Here is an 18137-nt window from a genome sequence, read left to right as displayed (position 1 = left end):
AATAGCGATTATAGAAACAGCTATTCTCATCCCCAATTTAATCAGGTAATTTAAAGTCCGTTACCGATTCACGTAATGACTCTGCCATATTTGCTAATTCAGAAACAGAACGCGCTGTATCGAATGTTGCAGTGGTCGTTTGCGAAGTAATTTCTTGTACGACGGTCATGGTTGTCGCAATGTGACTTGCAGATGCAGACTGAAGTTTTGCTGCATCAGAAATGCTGGCCATTAGGTTTGCCAAGTCACCAGATACTTTTTGAATCTCATCCAAAGCAATACCCGCATCTTTTGCCAAGTTCGCTCCGCGCACAACCTCAGTTGTTGTTTGTTCCATTGAAATAACAGCTTCATTCGTATCGGTCTGAATTGTTTTAACCAGAGTTTCGATCTGTTTAGTTGCCGATGCTGAACGTTCCGCAAGACGCTGTACTTCATCTGCAACTACGGCAAACCCACGTCCTGCTTCACCTGCCATAGATGCTTGGATTGCTGCATTTAATGCAAGAATGTTTGTTTGGTCCGCAATGTCATTAATTAGCGATACGATGTTACCAATTTCTTGTGAAGACTCACCCAAACGCTTAATACGTTTAGAGGTTTCCTGAATCTGTTCACGAATCGTGTCCATACCTTCAATTGAACGGTTTACCACTTGTGCTCCATTAGAAGCAATTTGTACCGAACGTTCTGCTACTTCGGTAGATTCAGATGCATTTGAAGATACTTGGTCAATTGATTGCGCCATTTCATTCATTGCGGTTGATGCACCGGCAATTTCTTGTGCCTGATGCTCTGATGCTTCTGCCAATTGGTTAGTAATACTTTGCGTATCTTGCGTATAGCGAGCAACTTCCTGAGAAGTTTCATGAATTCGGGATACAAGATCACGTAATTGGTCAATCGCGAAGTTAATCGAGTCGGCAATCGCTCCAGTAAAGTCCTCAGATACCGTTGCATATGAACGCAAGTCACCATCTGCCAAGTCGGCGATTTCATCCAGTAAACGTAAAATTGCGTTTTGGTTACGGTCATATTCTTCTTGCAAGGTAGCTACGCGTTGTTTATCTGCTTTACTACGAAGTGATAAAAGCTTTAAGACTGAGCTAATTAAGCCAAGAAGGGATAATGTAAGGACTGCCACTAAAGCAAAGGCTTTCCATCCATACTGTGTTTGCTCAGAAAGATCGCCCAATACAGATAACATTTCATCAGATTCCGAGAGGATCTCACCGGATGACTGACGTACGTTTACAATCTGATCTGTATGTTTAAGAACTGATGCCGCTGCAGATTTTAAAACGTTATCATATTCAGATTTAATCCCTTCCAAAGATTCACGTACTTCTGGAGACTCAACTCTAGCAACACCCAATTCAGCATTTCCGTTTAGCTGTGCATTTAAATACACACCAAATGTCTCAATATCGACACCAAAGTCATGTGCTGAGGTTTGAGAGTTTTCGGTACCCACCAAAACGGTGTTAATAGAACGTAAAATACGTTCTGCAATAAATACCTGGTTCTTTGCAATAATCACCTGATTACTTGGTGCTTTTTCGCGAACCATCTTATCAACCATCAAGTTATATTCAGCCTGAATCTCAGGAATAGAATCACTAATCGAGATATTCATGTTATATAGCTGATTAATTACGTCCTGATGTGACGAGATCAAGTTAATGTCATAAGACAAAGCTTTCCACAGAACCGCAACCTTTTTGTATTCTTTTGAAGATGTACCATGAATATTTTCAACATCTTTCATATTTTTTGCAAAAAGCTGATTCGATTCAGCTAACTCTTTCATAGCTTTAGGTGATCCAGAAGCCGTTGCTTCTGTAGCCTGTCTAGAAATCGTTTGTGACAATAAACGTAACTCACCCAAACTACGTGTTAACTGGTTATGTCGAGGTACGCTATAAAATAAATAAACGAGCGAAGTTAAAGCAAATACTAAACATAACAACGCTACATAAAGGACAGGCTTGGACTTTTCACTTTCCCCAAATAAACTGGCGTATTGCTCAATTTCCGACTGGATTTTTGCAATAAAATTGAGACCCGACTTTTCGGACGCAACACGATTGCCGCCTTTCTTTTTAAGCTTAAAGCCCATAGCTTTTCCCCAGAAAATACTCTGTTTTTCACAGCGTAAAAATTAGTTTATAAATTTTGTCGATGCATTCATGTAATGTGGGTTTTGCAATAACCGACTAAATAAAAAGACATGCCAATGCTGGTTATGTTGATGGAAATAACCTTGGCAATAATCTTTTAGATTTTCCTCTAGGTCTAAGCTTTGAGAAAAAAAACTTTTTTTATTAAAGTGCTGAATCCCCAAGACCTGATCCACAACCAACCCCACATACTGGTCGTGATGGCTAATACATAACACTTTTTGGGCAGACGAAAATGTGCTTCGTTGCCCTGAAATAAAATGAGCCAAATCAGAAACCGAAAGTAACCTTCCCCGAATGTTTGCCAAACCTTTCACCCAACTTTGAGCATTTGGAACTGGCGTATATTTCGGTGGATAGATAACTTCTGACACTTCCCCAAGTGGTGCGACGAAGTATTGCCCTCTCATTTCAAAAGCAATCCCTGACCATCGCTGTGCTTCATTTTGAACTGAAGCGTAATTCTTATTACCCCGTTTAGACAAACGAAGTAACTCGATAAATCCATTCGCTGCCATACTCTATCCTATAAAACGGGCATATAACCCCGTTATTTATGTTTTTATGGATGGATGAGTTACTTTAGAAATTGTTTAATTACATCAATCAATTGCTTTTCTTCGATAGGTTTAATCAGATAGTCGATTGCACCTTGACGCTTGCCCCATACTCGGTCAGTTGCCTGATCTTTAGTACTCACGATTACCACAGGAATATGCTTAGTATCTTCATCACGGGTGATCTGGCGGGTTGCCTGGAAGCCATTTACACCTGGCATTACAACATCCATTAACACTAAGTCAGGCTGTTCTGCTTTTGCCAGAGTTACACCATCTGCGCCATTAGATGCTTCAAGTACGTCATAACCATGCTTGGTTAGAATTTCTTTAAAACGAAAAGTTTCTGTTGGTGAATCATCAACAATGAGAATACGTGTCATTTCTTTGCCCTTAAATTACTTAATTATGAACTTACATGATTACGAATCGCGTTTAACAATTCATCTTTGCTAAAAGGTTTCGTCAAATACTCATCTGAACCTACCACACGCCCTTTTGCCTGATCAAATAAACCATCTTTACTAGAGAGCATGATAACGGGAATGTTCTGATAATTTTGAGAGTTTTTAATCAAAGCGCAAGTTTGATAACCATCTAAACGAGGCATCATGATATCGACAAAAATAATATCAGGATTTGCTTCTGCAATTTTGGACAAAGCTTCAAACCCATCCACTGCCGTAATCACTTCACAGCCTTCGCGCTGTAATAGAGTTTCTGCTGTACGGCGAATGGTTTTTGAGTCATCAATTACCATTACTTTCAGATTTTGGAATGCATCTTCCATTTAATCTTCCATCCCCAATAAATATAAAATATAAATGCAATTTAACTTAAAGTTGTTTTTACAGATTTATAAGTATTTTTAACATATCTCACGGTCTATTTTCAATGAGGCATTTCTGTCTACTTTCTCATTTATAAACAATAACTTTTAACCTCATCACACTTTAATTAAAATTATCATTTTTTTATAATGACTATATTTTTATTCAGCTAAATAATAACTAATATAATAAAGATTAATTATTTAAAAATAAGCGATTTAGCTTTCTTTTTTTGGGGATTTTCAATGAATAATCGGATGAAATATGCCTTTTATAGGAACTGCTTGTCTGTATCTGTAGGTATTATTTCCTTCGGTTTGCTCTGTTTCTCAACAACTTTTGCTCTAGCCGATACTTCTAAAGTGGTCTGGTATCGTTATTATGATCAACAGGGTACAGCCAATATTAGTACATCAGTCACCCCTGCTCATATTCGTTATGGTTATGAAGTTCTAGATCGAAATATGCAAGTGATTAAAAGAAATCGCTCTTATAATGCCGAGGCTGATTTAAATCAATCAAGTCAACGAGCACTGTCAGCACGGCATAGAGAACTAGATATCAAATTAAAAAAAGCCTATAGCAATAGTAAAACAGCCACGATTAAAAGAGATCAAACATTACTTGCCATAAAGAAGCAAATTAACTATCAACAGGAACAACTCGACCAATTACAACAAGACAAAATTTTATTTAAGCGTCAAGAAATGGAATATTTCAGAAAGAGAGAAGTTATTCCTGAGCACCATAAGATATTGATTGAAAACAATCTAAATAATATTTACAGGGTCAAACAAACAATTGAAACACTTACCAAGACCTACAACCGTACCAACAGCGAGTATGAAAATATTATCGAACGTTTAAAAAAGCTTGAATAACTGTAAAGGTTTATCAAGAATAGGGGCAAAATAAAATTTGAATTATAGGACGATGCTGTATGCACAAGATGCATCTCACCCCTTCCACTATTTTTAAACTGAGTATTATTAGTTTATGTTTGATTTTAGCTGCATGTAATCAGCAAGAAACAAATAAAACAACAGCATCAGCTCCAGCAAAAATTGAACTCATTCCTCAAGACCTGATAGCTGTTAAAGAGGGAGCACTTGACTCTCAAACTGCATTTACGGGTACTATTCGTGCGGTTCAGCAAAGTTCAATTCAGGCTCAAGTAAGTGCTACTGCCACCACTGTAACTACAAATGTTGGTCAGCAGGTACAAAAAGGCCAAGTTTTAGTGAGATTGAATAATCAGGACAATGTTGCACGATTAGCCCAAGCGCGCGCCAACCTTGCCTCAGCTCAGTCACAAGCTGAACTTGCACGCAATTTAATGAACCGAAAGCAACGACTTTTTAATCAAGGGTTTATTGCTCGTGTCGAATTTGAACAGAGTCAGGTTGACTATAAAGGGCAACTTGAAAGCGTAAAAGCCCAACAAGCTAATGTTGATATTGCCCGTAAGGCCGATCAAGACGGTATTATCACCAGTCCAATTTCAGGCGTAATTACTAAACGACAAGTAGAACCTGGTCAGACTGTATCAGTTGGGCAGACTCTGTTTGAAATCGTAAATCCAGACCAACTTGAAATACAGGCCAAGTTACCAATTGAGCAACAGTCTGCTCTTAAAGTGGGTAGCAGCATTCAATATCAGATTCAGGGAAATTCTAAACAATTAAACGCGACTCTTACGCGTATTTCACCTGTTGCAGATCAAAACAGCCGACAAATTGAATTTTTTGCAGTTCCTAAAGAAAAAATTGATTCGTTAAGCATAGGAGCTTTCATTAATGGAAATATTCTTCGTAGTGACACTCAGCACGGCCAAACAATTCCTTTAGACAGCATTCAAAATATGCAACATGATCCTTTTGTATGGGTGATACGTAATCACACCATTCAAAAAGTGAAAATTAGAGTGATTGAACAGCGCTATAACGACAATATTGCTTTAGTTGATGGTTTACAAAACACAGATCTGGTGAGCCGTATCCAATTTGAAGATTCCGACATTAATAAAAAAGTGACGGTTACAACCGAAAAAAATAAATAAGGTAGCAAATAGCGTATGTGGTTTACTCGAATCAGTGTGAAATACCCCGTTTTTACTATTATGATGATGATCAGCTTAATGGTACTGGGGCTGGCCTCTTGGAAACGGATGACCGTTGAAGAGTTTCCGAACATCGATTTCCCATTCGTTGTAGTCACTACGCAATATGCTGGTGCTTCACCTGAAGCTGTCGAATCAGATATTACAAAAAAACTCGAAGATCAGATCAATACAATATCAGGGATTAAACAAATCACTTCACGTTCAAGTGAAGGCTTTTCAATGATTGTGGCAGAGTTTAATCTCGATACGTCATCAGCTCTTGCAGCACAAGATGTTCGTGACAAAATTGCACCCGTTACAGCTCAATTTCGTGATGAAATTGATACACCGATTGTACAACGCTACGACCCGTCCTCTAGCCCAATCATGTCAGTTGTATTTGAATCTAGTAGCATGAGTTTGGCTCAATTAAGTTCGTATGTAGATAAACGTATCGTGCCTCAACTCAAAACAGTTTCAGGTGTCGGTAATGTGAATTTATTGGGGGATGCCAAACGGCAAATACGAATAAAAATTCTTCCTGAGCAATTGCAAAGTTACGGTATTGGTATTGATCAGGTCATCAATACGCTAAAAAATGAAAACATTGAAGTTCCTGCTGGAACCTTACAACAAAAGAACTCTGAACTGGTTGTACAGATTCAATCAAAGGTTATTCATCCGCTTGCATTTGGCGATTTGGTGATTGCCAATAAAAATAGTTCACCGATTTTTTTAAAACAAGTGGCAACTGTTGAAGACACTCAAGCAGAACTACAATCAAGCGCTTTTTATAATGGTAAAACGGCTGTCTCTATTGATATTTTAAAAAGTTCCGATGCCAATGTAATTCAAGTCGTCGACAAAACTTATCAAACTTTAGAGAAGTTAAAAACTCAGATGCCTGCGGGTTTAAATTATAAAGTCGTAGCTGATAGCTCTAAAGGCATTCGTGCTTCAATTAAAGATGTGACCCGCACCATTATTGAAGGTGCCGCGTTAGCAGTTTTAATTGTTTTATTATTTTTAGGCTCTTTCCGCTCTACCGTCATCACAGGTTTAACTTTACCCATTACCCTTCTTGGAACCCTAACTTTTATCTGGGCTTTTGGGTTTAGCATTAACATGATGACGCTGTTAGCCCTATCACTCAGTATTGGTCTATTAATTGATGATGCAATTGTCGTTCGGGAAAATATTGTAAGACATACAGAACTTGGCAAAGATCATGTCACAGCGGCCCTTGAAGGGACAAAAGAAATTGGTTTGGCTGTACTCGCAACTACCCTTACGATTGTGGCCGTCTTTTTACCTGTTGCTTTCATGGGGGGGCTGATTGGGCGTTTCTTTTATCAGTTTGGCGTAACGGTCAGTACAGCCGTTTTAATTTCAATGTTTATTAGTTTTACGCTCGATCCAATGCTTTCTGCCCATTGGAAAGATCCGGTCAAGAAAAAAGATAGTTGGCTACAACGCTTTTTTAACCATATTTCTAATGTGTTAGATCGACTTACCCATGTTTATGAAAAACTTTTAAAGTTGGCTTTACGTTTCCGTTTGATCACGGTGATTATTGCAATCGCTTCATTATTTGCTGCATTAGGACTTTCTAAACTCATTGGAACTGAATTCGTACCTACCCCAGATAAAGGTGAAATTCGCATTCAGTTCGAAACTCCTGTAGATGCTTCCTTGGAATATACCCAAGCTAAACTACATCAAGTTGATCAGATTATTAGACAATTTCCCGATGTTGTTTCCACTTATGGTGTTGTAAACAGTGAAGTAGACTCCGGTAAAAACCATGCAGGTTTAGGTATTACCTTAAAACCAAAACAAGAACGTAGCTCAGATCTTAATACACTCAATAATAAGTTCCGTGAACGCTTGCAAACAGTTGCCGGTATTCGAGTAACTTCCATTGCTGCGGCTCAAGATTCAGTCTCTGGTGGGCAAAAGCCAATCATGATTTCTATTAAAGGAACAGATCTGAATGAGCTACAAAAAATTTCAGATCGATTTATTGCTGAAATGGAAAAAATCAAAGGTGTCGTAGATTTAGAAAGTTCACTGAAAGAACCTAAACCAACACTGGGGGTTCAAATTAATCGTGTACTGGCAAGTGATTTGGGTTTGTCTGTTTCTCAGATTGCGAACGCGATTCGCCCATTAATTGCTGGCGATAACGTAACGACTTGGGAAGATCACGATGGTGAAACTTATGACGTTAATGTTCGTTTAAATGAAAGTAAACGTATGCTTCCGCAAGATGTGCAGAACCTGTATCTCAACTCTAATAAAACCAATGCAGCTGGGCAAAATATATTAGTTCCACTTAGCGCAGTTGCAACAACCGAAGAAAAACTCGGCGCTTCACAAATTAACCGACGCGATCTTGAGCGTGAAGTACTCATTGAGGCAAATACATCTGGGCGACCTAGTGGTGATATTGGTCAAGACATCGATAAAATGCAAAAGGCATTTAAGCTACCTGCTGGCTATACGTTTGATACTCAAGGTGCCAATGCTGATATGGCCGAATCTGCTGGATATGCATTAACAGCAATTACCCTATCAATTGTATTTATCTATATTGTTTTAGGCTCTCAGTTTAATAGCTTTATTCATCCAGCGGCAATTATGACCTCTTTACCATTGTCACTCATTGGCGTTTTTCTTGCCCTCTTCTTGTTCAAAAGTACCCTGAACCTTTTTTCAATTATTGGCATTATCATGTTGATGGGGCTGGTTACCAAAAATGCGATTTTGCTTATCGATTTTATTAAGAAAGCAATGGATCAGGGTATAAGCCGTTATGATGCAATTTTACAAGCGGGCAAAACCCGTTTACGTCCCATCTTAATGACGACAAGCGCCATGGTGATGGGGATGGTTCCCTTAGCTTTAGGTCTTGGCGAAGGCGGTGAGCAAAGCGCACCAATGGCTCACGCTGTGATTGGAGGCGTGATTACCTCTACCCTGTTGACTCTTGTGGTTGTACCCGTCATTTTCACTTATCTAGATGACTTGAAAAACTTTATGCTGCGTCAAACTCAACGATTCATGTCATAATGCAGCGATTATCGTATAATCTGCGTTTTTATAACGCTTAACTTTTAGGACTTTTTCCATGCGCGCAAGCCGCTTTTTATTTGCAACGTTGAGAGAAACCCCAAATGATGCTGAAGTGATTTCACACCAGCTCATGTTACGTGCGGGGATGATTCGTAAATTGGCATCTGGTTTATATACATGGCTGCCGATGGGAACACGTGTGCTTAAAAAAGTAGATGCGATTGTTCGTGAAGAAATGAACCGCTCAGGCGCAATGGAAGTATTCATGCCCGTGACTCAACCCGCAAGTCTTTGGGAAGAATCGGGTAGATATGAACAATATGGTCCTGAATTATTACGCTTTAAAGATCGTCATGCGAACCCATTTGTACTTGGGCCAACGCATGAAGAAGTTATTACAGATATGGCGCGTAACGAACTTAAAAGTTATAAGCAGCTTCCTGTAAATTTCTACCAAATTCAAACCAAATTCCGTGATGAAATTCGTCCTCGTTTTGGTGTAATGCGTTCACGTGAGTTCATTATGAAAGATGCTTATTCTTTCCATGCAACTCAAGAATCACTACAAGAAACTTATGATGTGATGTACGACACCTATAGCCGTATTTTCACTCGCTTAGGTTTAGACTTCCGTCCAGTACAAGCCGATACAGGTTCTATTGGTGGTTCAGCTTCACACGAGTTCCATGTATTAGCTGCAAGTGGTGAAGACGACATCGCATTTTCAACTGAATCTGACTATGCAGCGAACGTTGAAATGGCTGAGGCTGTTTTAGTCGGTGAACGCGCAGCACCTACACAAGAATTTAAATTGGTTGAAACACCAAATCAAAAAACGATTGATGACGTCTGCCAATTCTTAAATGCTGATCCGAAGCAATCTGTTAAAGCATTATTGGTTCAAGGCGTTGCTGACGAAAAAGGTCAGGTTCCTGTCGTTGCTCTATTTGTACGTGGCGACCACGAACTGAATGAAATTAAAGCCGAGAAGCATCCTTTAGTGGCTGCGCCTCTTACTTTTGCAACTGAAGAACAACTTCAAGCATTTGGTTTAACTGCTGGCTTTACAGGTCCACAAGGTTTAGTCGAAAAAGGCTTAACTGTAATTGTTGACCGCGCTGCATCTGTTCTTTCAGACTTCGTTGCTGGTGCAAATGAAACTGATAAACATGCAGTAGGCGTAAACTGGGAACGTGATGCGCAAATTACCGAAGTTTTTGACTTACGTAATGTGGTTGAAGGCGACCCATCTCCAGATGGTAAAGGCACGCTACAAATTAAACGTGGTATTGAAGTAGGTCATATTTTCCAACTTGGGACTAAATACTCTGAAGCTTTAGGCTGTAAAGTCTTAGGTGAAGATGGCAAACCATTTACAGTAACAATGGGATGCTACGGTATCGGGGTAACACGTGTAGTTGCAGCTGCAATTGAACAAAATTACGATGACAAAGGCATTATGTGGCCACAAGCCATTGCACCTTTTGAGATTGCAATTGTTCCAATGAATGCACACAAATCTCCACGTACTCTTGAAGCAGCAGAAGCACTTTATGCAGAACTTCAAGCTCAAGGTTTTGATGTGTTGCTTGATGACCGTAACGAACGTCCGGGTGTTAAGTTCTCTGACCTTGAATTGATGGGCATTCCACACCGTATTGTGATTGGTGAAAAAGGCCTTGATGCTGGTACTTTTGAATATAAAGGCCGTCGTGATGCTGAAGCGAGCAATTTAACTAAAGAAGATCTTTTAACTAAATTAGCGCGTTAATTACATACATAAATAAAAAAAGCAGCTTTTAAAAGCTGCTTTTTTTTAACTCAATTTTATGCTTGAACTGTTAAATCTTTGATGTTCGTTGATGAACCATTGGTTTTAATAGACTCAATTCCTTTATCTCGTGAAGCTTCGCTCGCATAGAACTGACTCGTGCCAATAATCTGATGATTCGCAGCTTTTAAATTGAAATAGGGTTTTCCATTCTTTGCAGTTAAACGCTCATATCGGGCGTCATCACCACTGTTTTTCTGAATTGATTCAATACCATTTACAGCAGAAGCTTTTGCTTTATATAGCTCACTATTTAAAATAGGTTCACCATTTCCTGCCTTTAAAATAAAGCGGTATTGTCCATCACTCGCTTGTGAAATTTCGTACCATCCTGCCATAAAAACCTCATTTTTTTGTTGGTGTGGGTATGACTTTCGTTATTATTCTGGACGAAAGTTATTTGTTATTTATGACAATATAAAGGGGCAATCATTCCTTGAATAGCCCATTTTTTATACTTTTTCGTAATAAAATTATAATGATGTTAGAAATTTAAAAAGTAGAGATATAAGTGTATATCTCTACTGAAATGTAATTAAAATTAACAGTTTAAGCTTTTTTTACAAATTCAGACTTAAGCTTCATCTGCCCAATACCATCAATTTTACAATCAATATTGTGACCATCACTTGCATCTGGAACTAAGCGAATTGTTTTTACTTTAGTTCCCACTTTCACAACCGATGACGAACCTTTAATTTTTAGATCTTTAATAACAGTTACGCTGTCACCGTCTGCTAAAACATTGCCGTTTGCATCTTTAATAATTTCTTGTTCTTCAGATGCTGAAACTTCACCCTCTTTCCACTCATTCGAGCATTCAGGACAAATCAATAATTCGCCATCTTGGTAAGTATATTCTGATTGGCATTTTGGACAATTAGGCAAAGACATGAAAAAAACCTCAAAAAGTATATTATGCGAGATATGACTCATTTTTTAAAGTTTTATATAAAAGACTTTTACCAAAAAAAAATTTATATATTCACTTTAATTTATGTTCAATAAATATTCCTTCAAAATAATTGCATGGTTATTTTCAAGATCTTTTGCTGAATATAAGAGCGTGAGTTTATGCTTCGATGCGATCTCGTGTAATTCTTTAACTGCTGGATTGGTCTCAAGTTCTTCTAAATAACGCTGTTTAAATTCTTGCCAATGGTCCGGCGTTGCTGCATGAAACCATTTCCGAAGTTCATTTGAAGGAGCCACTTCTTTTAGCCACAAATCTAAATGCGCACTTTCCTTACTAATTCCCCTACTCCACAGGCGGTCAACTAAAATACGCTTTCCATCACTAGGGTCAACATTTTCATAAATTCTTTTAATGTGTATATCCATTTCTGACACCTACTCAGCTTAATCTAAATAGTATTGGCTTAATCATCACATTGATTTGCCTACCTGTACAATTTGAATCTTTTGCTCTAAATATTGTCTAAATTTGCCATTATTCATTAATTCAGGCATACAAATTGCTTTTTAATTCTTCATTATTTTATCAAATGGTAAAAAATGAAATATTATATTTATCCATCTTCATCTCAGAAAGATGCCCCTTATTTGATTTTGTCATCTGGGTTAGGTGGCCATGCTAGTTTTTGGAGTCCACAACTCGAATCGTTAAGTGCACATTTCAACGTCGTGACTTATGACCAAGAAGGTTGCCACCAAGACAGTGCTTTATTACCTGCACATTACCATATGTGTGACATGGCGAATCAAGTACTACACTTATTAGAACATCTTCAAATTCATGAGTTCCATATGATCGGGCATGCTTTGGGTGGCATCATAGGAATGGAACTCGCAAAACAACTACAATCTAGCTCAATTACCATGCTCAGCCTTACACTGATTAATGCGTGGGATGAGTTAGATACCCATACGCAAAAATGTTTTGATGCCCGTATTGCATTGTTAGCATCAGCAGGCGCTGAAGCCTATGTGCGTGCACAGGCATTGTTTTTGTATCCTCCAGCATGGATTTCTCAGAATCATAGTCACATTAAAAATACCGAAGATATTCAACTCCAAAACTTTCCACCTAAGACAAATGTATTTGCCCGACTCAAAGCATTAATGGATTTCCAATTACAAGCAGAGCACCTACAGGCATTGCAAGACACCGCAATTCATATCGTTGCTAATCAAGATGATTTTTTAGTTCCAGTACATAAATCACACGATCTGTTTACTCAACTTGATCATGCTCAAATCAATATTTTGCCTTCTGGTGCACATGCTTCCACAGTGACCGAATCTCAACGACTAAATCAAACGTTCATCCAATTTTTCCATAGCATTAAGGTTTTATCATGAATAAACAAACATTAAATATTTTAGATCAACTCTTTTTAGAAGCCAGAACCCACAGCAATTGGTTAGACAAAGCCGTCAGCCCTGAGCAAATTCAACAAATTTATGATCTGGCCAAAATGGCACCGACTTCTGCCAATTGTAGTCCTGCTCGTTTTGTATTTTTAACCACACCGGAAGCTAAACAAAAACTCAAGCCAGCATTGTCGTCTGGCAATATAGAAAAGACGATGACAGCTCCTGTCACTGTTTTGGTTGCAACCGATACAAAATTTTATGAAAAATTGCCTAAATTATTTCCCTACGCCGATGCAAAATCTTGGTTTACATCAAGTGAAGCAATGGCACACGAAACTGCTTTTCGTAACAGCTCTTTGCAGGCAGCCTATTTGATTATGGCTTGTCGTAGCTTAGGACTAGATACAGGTCCTATGTCTGGCTTCGACGCGAAACAAGTGGATGAACTGTTTTTTGCACATACCCACCACCATGTTAATCTGATAATTAATATTGGTTATGGAGATAATCAAAAAGTTTATAAGCGCTTGCCACGTTTAAGCTTTGAAGATACATGCAAAATTGTATAGCTCATTCCTTCTTTTTTTAAATTTTAAAAACTGCCTGCTCTAAACATGCAGTTTTTTTATTTCCAAAATTGATCAGAAGATACGCAATGAAGCACTTTGGACTTATCATGGTGCATAAATGCCATATTTTTTACCATTTGATAAATTTTATACCAAACAATATATTCAAGTTATTAATAAATATTAATTTTAATAAGTTGGCACATAGTATGCATTATTAAAAACACAAAACGAGACACCGGAAATTTAAAGCTTTATATATTTTCGGTGTGATCTTACAAACTCATGATGGGGATTCCATATGAAGATCGGCATCTTTACTCCAATTGGAAATAATGGCTGGTTGCTTTCTGAGAACGCACCGCAATATAAACCGAGTTTTGAACTCAACAAACAGATTGTTCAACGCGCTGAACATTATGGTTTTGACTTTGCTTTATCCATGATCAAATTACGTGGTTTCGGCGGAAAAACTGAATTTTGGGACTATAACTTAGAAACATTTACGCTTATGGCTGGCCTAGCAGCTGTCACCAGTAAAATTAAAATTTATGCAACCGCAGCAACCTTAGTCATGCCCCCTGCAATTGTTGCACGCATGGCATCAACAATTGACTCGATTTCAAATGGTCGCTTTGGGCTAAATGTTGTGACAGGCTGGCAAGCACCTGAATATACCCAAATGAATATGTGGCCTGGGGATGAGTACTTCGGCAAACGTTATGAGTACTTATCAGAATATGTCGAAATTTTAAGAGAGCTTTGGGCAACAGGAAAATCTGACTTTAAAGGCGAGTTTTTCCAAATGGAAGATTGCCAAGTTAAACCTAGGCCTCAAGCAGATATGAAAATTATTTGTGCAGGTCAATCTGAAAGTGGACTTGCCTTTTCTGCAAAATATGCAGACTACAACTTTGTATTTGGAAAAGGGCTAAACACGCCAACAGCATATGCAGAAATCAACGACCGTCTAAAAGCACACACCGATAAAACTGGACGCAATGTTCAAACCTATGTGCTGTTTATGGTCATTGCCGCACAAACAAATGAAGAAGCAATGGCAAAGTGGCAGCACTACAACGATGGTGCAGATCTGGAGGCTATCAACTGGCTCACGAACCAAGGCAATAAAGATAAAAAATCAGGTAATGACACCAATATTAGACAAATGGCATCCAGCGTTTCTCCCGTCAATATCAACATGGGAACTCTGGTTGGTTCTTATGAAAAGGTTGCTGAAATGTTAGATGAAATTTCTAGCATTGAAGGTACTGAAGGCATTTTACTGACCTTTGATGATTTTGTACAAGGTGTTGAAGATTTTGGCCAACGTATCCAACCTCTAATGGCATGTCGTAAACATATTGAAATTGAGGTTGAACCTTCTTCTAGCTTGAATATTTTGGAGAAAACGGCATGAGCAGTGTTACCTCTAATATCGTGTGTGCCGATTTCACTGCACAAATTGGGACGGGCAAAGTATTAAAAGCTGAACCAGAAGCTATTCAGCTTGCCCCTGAACAAACTGCACTGATCGTGATTGATATGCAAAATGCTTATACATCTTTAGGTGGATACCTAGATTTAGCAGGTTTTGATGTCTCAAAGACTAAACCTGTAGTCGAAAATATTAAAAAGGCGATCGATGCTGCACATAGTGCAGGGATTCAAGTCATCTATTTTCAAAATGGTTGGGATAAGAACTACGTCGAGGCTGGTGGTTTAGGTTCACCAAATTTTCATAAATCTAATGCCTTAAAAACCATGAGTAAACGGCCCGAGTTACAAGGTCAACTTTTATCTAAAGGCGGTTGGGACTTTGCCTTAATTGATGAGTTACAACCTCTTCCACAAGACATCATTATTGAAAAGCCACGCTACAGCGGTTTCTTTAACACTGCACTCGACAGCATTTTACGTGCTCGAGGTATTCGTAATTTAGTCTTCGTTGGCATTGCGACTAATGTCTGCGTTGAATCCACCTTACGTGATGGTTTCTTTTTGGAATATTTCGGTGTTGCACTTAAAGATGCTTGCTATCAAGCCGGACCTCAAGAGGCTCACGACGCTGCCTTATATAACATCAAGACTTTCTTTGGTTGGGTATCTGATACCAATTCTTTTATAGAAAGCTTTCAAACAACACCAGAATTGCTCAGTAAATCGGCATAAACATCGCGCCTAAAATATTTCAAAAAAGACGCCTAAATGAGGATAAAGAATATGCCAAAACAAGTTGTTATTCCTGAAGGAACCTCGGCTCCTCTAGCCCCTTATGTACCTGCAACTAAAGCCGACAATATTGTTTATGTTTCAGGAACTCTAGCTTTTGATGAAAATAATACAGTGGTCTACGTAGGTGATGCTGCTGGTCAAACTCGCCATATTTTAGAAACTATAAAAAAGGTAATCGAAACTGCTGGCGGTTCAATGGACGATGTGACCTTCAATTCAATTTTTATTAAAGATTGGGCAGATTATGCGTCGATCAATACAGTTTATGCAGAATATTTTCCAGGCGACAAGCCTGCCCGTTTCTGTATTCAAACAGGATTGGTCAAGCCAGATGCATTAGTTGAGATTGCATCAATTGCCCACGTGGGATGAAGGATGGCAACAATTAAACCAACTCAAATCAGGTATAACACAATGTATTAGCCTCGATTCGTCATGAAAAAAGGTATCGGGGCCGGAGACCAATCATGCAAAAATGTAATAAAAAAAATGCTTCAGACTTATTATTATCTACATCTCATATCCAACCCAGTTCTATACATTTAGAAATTAATCAGGATATTTTTAGACAAGGAATGGCAAATCTTGGAGCAGCAGTCAATGTTATTACAACAGAAGGCCCTGCTGGACAGGCTGGTTTTACTGCATCGGCAGTATGCAGTGTAACCGATACACCACCAACTCTATTAGTTTGCCTGAATCGCTCAGCATCAGTTTTTAATACTTTTAAACAGAATGAGGTGCTTTGCGTCAATACTTTAGCTGCCCATCAAAGTACGCTATCTACAATATTCGGCGGGAAAACACCAATGCCAGAACGCTTTGCTCATGGGGAATGGAGCAAGCTAATCACTGGTTCTCCGATTTTGAATGAGGCCTTGGTGTCCTTTGATTGTGAAATTGTACAAAGCATGAGTATCGGTAGTCATGATGTCTTATTTTGTGCGGTCAAAGCAATGAAACACCAAAGTGGACTTAATGCACTTATGTACTTCAACCGCAGTTATTGCGAATTACAAACAGCATGCTAATGCAGATAAAAATGAAAAAGAGGATCTGTTATGCGAACAAAAGAATCTTGGTTTCCTAAATTTACGCCTTATACAGGTAATTTAGAAACACCTGTGCAGCTTGATGAATATCTTCCACCAGGCAAAAGTATGATTTTGGGGCTACAGCATGCCTTTGCCATGTTTGGAGCAACCGTTTTAGCACCATTGTTGATGGGTTTTGATCCAAACCTCACTATTTTTATAACGGGCATCGGTACAATCCTATTCTTTTTAATCACGGGTGGCCGCATGCCAAGCTACCTTGGTTCAAGCTTTGCATTTATTGGAGCAGTCGCAGCAGCAACAGGCTACACAGGTGTAGGAGCAAACCCAAACATTGCATTAGCTCTTGGAGGAACCATAATTTGTGGTTTGATCTATGCACTCATCGGTTTAGTGGTCATGAAAACTGGAACTGCATGGATTGAACGGTTCATGCCGCCAATTGTCACTGGGGTTATCGTCATGATTATTGGTTTAAATCTTGCTCCGGTAACAATTAAAAGTGTCTCTACTAATAGCTTTGATACATGGATGGCTGTTCTTACTATTTTATGTATTAGTACAGTTGCAGTTTTTACACGAGGCATGATTCGCCGCCTTCTATTACTCATCGGGCTAGTCAGTGCTTATTTTATTTACTTTCTACTTACCAATCTCTTAGGGTTAGGTAAACCAATTGATTTTAGTGTGATCAATCAAGCAGCATGGTTTGGTCTACCTACTTTTCATTCCCCTGTTTTTAATACCAATGCTATTTTACTGATTGCACCTGTCGCGATTATTCTATTGGCTGAAAACTTAGGACATTTCAAAGCTGTTTCTGCCATGACAGGGCGTAATCTATCTCCATATATGGGTCGTGCTTTTTTTGCCGATGGTATTTGTACAAGTTTATCTGCATCGATAGGCGGTACAGGCATGACAACATATGCTGAAAATATTGGGGTAATGGCCGTTACAAAAGTCTATTCCACCACTATTTTTGTAGTTGCGGGGCTGTTCGCAATTTTGCTTGGCCTTTCTCCTAAATTTGGAGCAGTCATCAGTACGATTCCTGTTGCCTTATTAGGCGGCGCCTCGATTGTAGTATTTGGTCTGATTACTGTTGCGGGTGCAAAAATCTGGATCGATAACAAAGTTGATTTTACTAAAAATAGTACGCTAATTATTGCGGCAGTCAGCTTAATTATGGGCGCTGGAAATTTCAGTCTACATATTGGGCCATTTGACTTAGGAGGTATTGGAACTGCGACACTTGCAGCAATTGTTCTTAACCTATTACTCAATCGTACAGAAGCAACAGGAACTAATGCTGTAGAGAAACCTGTGGAGTCTCTTAACCATGTACCACATATCTAAATCAGGAG

The 18137-nt window shown here is 38.7% G+C and carries 18 protein-coding genes; 11 read left to right on the top strand and 7 right to left on the bottom strand.

The window, feature by feature from the left end:
• Window positions 1-37: 37 nt before the first annotated feature.
• The 4 genes from AC2117_RS03330 to pilG are packed head-to-tail and all read right to left on the bottom strand — an operon-like array spanning window position 38 to window position 3527.
• Window positions 38-2119: a methyl-accepting chemotaxis protein gene (locus AC2117_RS03330; protein ID WP_042897421.1), complete on the bottom strand. Its 2082-nt coding sequence runs from the start codon at window positions 2117-2119 to the stop codon at window positions 38-40.
• A gap of 42 nt (window positions 2120-2161) precedes the next feature.
• Window positions 2162-2698, bottom strand: coding sequence for a chemotaxis protein CheW (locus tag AC2117_RS03325; protein ID WP_005309806.1), 537 nt, complete (start codon window positions 2696-2698; stop codon window positions 2162-2164).
• Window positions 2699-2757: 59 nt separating this feature from the next.
• A complete protein-coding gene (locus AC2117_RS03320; RefSeq protein ID WP_005036319.1) occupies window positions 2758-3120 on the bottom strand; it encodes a response regulator in 363 nt (120 codons plus the stop codon).
• A gap of 23 nt (window positions 3121-3143) precedes the next feature.
• Window positions 3144-3527 (bottom strand): twitching motility response regulator PilG, encoded by a 384-nt coding sequence (gene pilG, locus AC2117_RS03315; protein ID WP_042897425.1) that lies wholly within the window; start codon window positions 3525-3527, stop codon window positions 3144-3146.
• A gap of 285 nt (window positions 3528-3812) precedes the next feature.
• Here pilG and AC2117_RS03310 point away from each other — a divergent pair, with 285 nt between their 5' ends.
• From AC2117_RS03310 to AC2117_RS03295, 4 genes are all read left to right on the top strand, one after another.
• The gene (locus AC2117_RS03310) at window positions 3813-4448 is read left to right on the top strand and encodes a hypothetical protein (protein ID WP_197730978.1); all 636 of its coding nucleotides are present in this window, start codon (window positions 3813-3815) and stop codon (window positions 4446-4448) included.
• 68 nt (window positions 4449-4516) lie between these two features.
• Window positions 4517-5626, top strand: coding sequence for an efflux RND transporter periplasmic adaptor subunit (locus AC2117_RS03305; RefSeq protein WP_133976161.1), 1110 nt, complete (start codon window positions 4517-4519; stop codon window positions 5624-5626).
• A 15-nt stretch (window positions 5627-5641) separates the two neighbouring features.
• Window positions 5642-8740, top strand: a complete 3099-nt coding sequence (locus tag AC2117_RS03300) for an efflux RND transporter permease subunit (protein ID WP_133971915.1) — start codon at window positions 5642-5644, stop codon at window positions 8738-8740.
• A gap of 58 nt (window positions 8741-8798) precedes the next feature.
• Window positions 8799-10514, top strand: a complete 1716-nt coding sequence (locus AC2117_RS03295) for a proline--tRNA ligase (RefSeq protein ID WP_133971913.1) — start codon at window positions 8799-8801, stop codon at window positions 10512-10514.
• Window positions 10515-10570: 56 nt separating this feature from the next.
• On the opposite strand, the gene AC2117_RS03290 is transcribed toward AC2117_RS03295, so the two are convergent.
• The 3 genes from AC2117_RS03290 to AC2117_RS03280 all read right to left on the bottom strand — a co-directional run bounded on the left by AC2117_RS03290 (window position 10571) and on the right by AC2117_RS03280 (window position 11915).
• A complete protein-coding gene (locus tag AC2117_RS03290; RefSeq protein ID WP_042897435.1) occupies window positions 10571-10912 on the bottom strand; it encodes a YegP family protein in 342 nt (113 codons plus the stop codon).
• A 211-nt stretch (window positions 10913-11123) separates the two neighbouring features.
• A complete protein-coding gene (locus tag AC2117_RS03285) occupies window positions 11124-11468 on the bottom strand; it encodes a zinc ribbon domain-containing protein YjdM (protein ID WP_042897436.1) in 345 nt (114 codons plus the stop codon).
• Between the two features lie 96 nt (window positions 11469-11564).
• Window positions 11565-11915, bottom strand: a complete 351-nt coding sequence (locus AC2117_RS03280) for a DUF488 domain-containing protein (protein WP_133971911.1) — start codon at window positions 11913-11915, stop codon at window positions 11565-11567.
• A 174-nt stretch (window positions 11916-12089) separates the two neighbouring features.
• On the opposite strand from AC2117_RS03280, the gene rutD reads away from it, so the two are divergent.
• The 7 genes from rutD to rutG all read left to right on the top strand — a co-directional run bounded on the left by rutD (window position 12090) and on the right by rutG (window position 18129).
• Window positions 12090-12896 (top strand): pyrimidine utilization protein D, encoded by an 807-nt coding sequence (gene rutD / locus AC2117_RS03275; protein WP_133971909.1) that lies wholly within the window; start codon window positions 12090-12092, stop codon window positions 12894-12896.
• A complete protein-coding gene (locus AC2117_RS03270) occupies window positions 12893-13480 on the top strand; it encodes a malonic semialdehyde reductase (protein ID WP_133971908.1) in 588 nt (195 codons plus the stop codon). The genes rutD and AC2117_RS03270 overlap by 4 nt, the downstream gene beginning before the upstream one ends.
• 301 nt (window positions 13481-13781) lie before the next feature.
• On the top strand, window positions 13782-14900 hold the full coding sequence (gene rutA / locus AC2117_RS03265) for a pyrimidine utilization protein A (RefSeq protein WP_133971906.1): 1119 nt from the start codon (window positions 13782-13784) through the stop codon (window positions 14898-14900).
• Complete coding sequence (gene rutB / locus AC2117_RS03260; RefSeq protein ID WP_133971904.1) at window positions 14897-15652, top strand: pyrimidine utilization protein B; 756 nt, start codon at window positions 14897-14899, stop codon at window positions 15650-15652. Before rutA ends, rutB begins: the two co-directional genes overlap by 4 nt.
• 51 nt (window positions 15653-15703) lie before the next feature.
• A complete protein-coding gene (gene rutC / locus AC2117_RS03255) occupies window positions 15704-16087 on the top strand; it encodes a pyrimidine utilization protein C (protein ID WP_133971902.1) in 384 nt (127 codons plus the stop codon).
• Between the two features lie 95 nt (window positions 16088-16182).
• On the top strand, window positions 16183-16746 hold the full coding sequence (rutF, locus tag AC2117_RS03250; protein WP_133971900.1) for an NADH-dependent FMN reductase RutF: 564 nt from the start codon (window positions 16183-16185) through the stop codon (window positions 16744-16746).
• Between the two features lie 30 nt (window positions 16747-16776).
• Complete coding sequence (rutG, locus tag AC2117_RS03245) at window positions 16777-18129, top strand: pyrimidine utilization transport protein G (protein WP_133971898.1); 1353 nt, start codon at window positions 16777-16779, stop codon at window positions 18127-18129.
• Window positions 18130-18137: the final 8 nt, after the last annotated feature.

This window comes from Acinetobacter calcoaceticus (genome assembly GCF_900520355.1).
Taxonomy (GTDB): domain Bacteria; phylum Pseudomonadota; class Gammaproteobacteria; order Pseudomonadales; family Moraxellaceae; genus Acinetobacter; species Acinetobacter calcoaceticus_C.
This window is presented reverse-complemented; position numbering and strand designations above follow the sequence as displayed.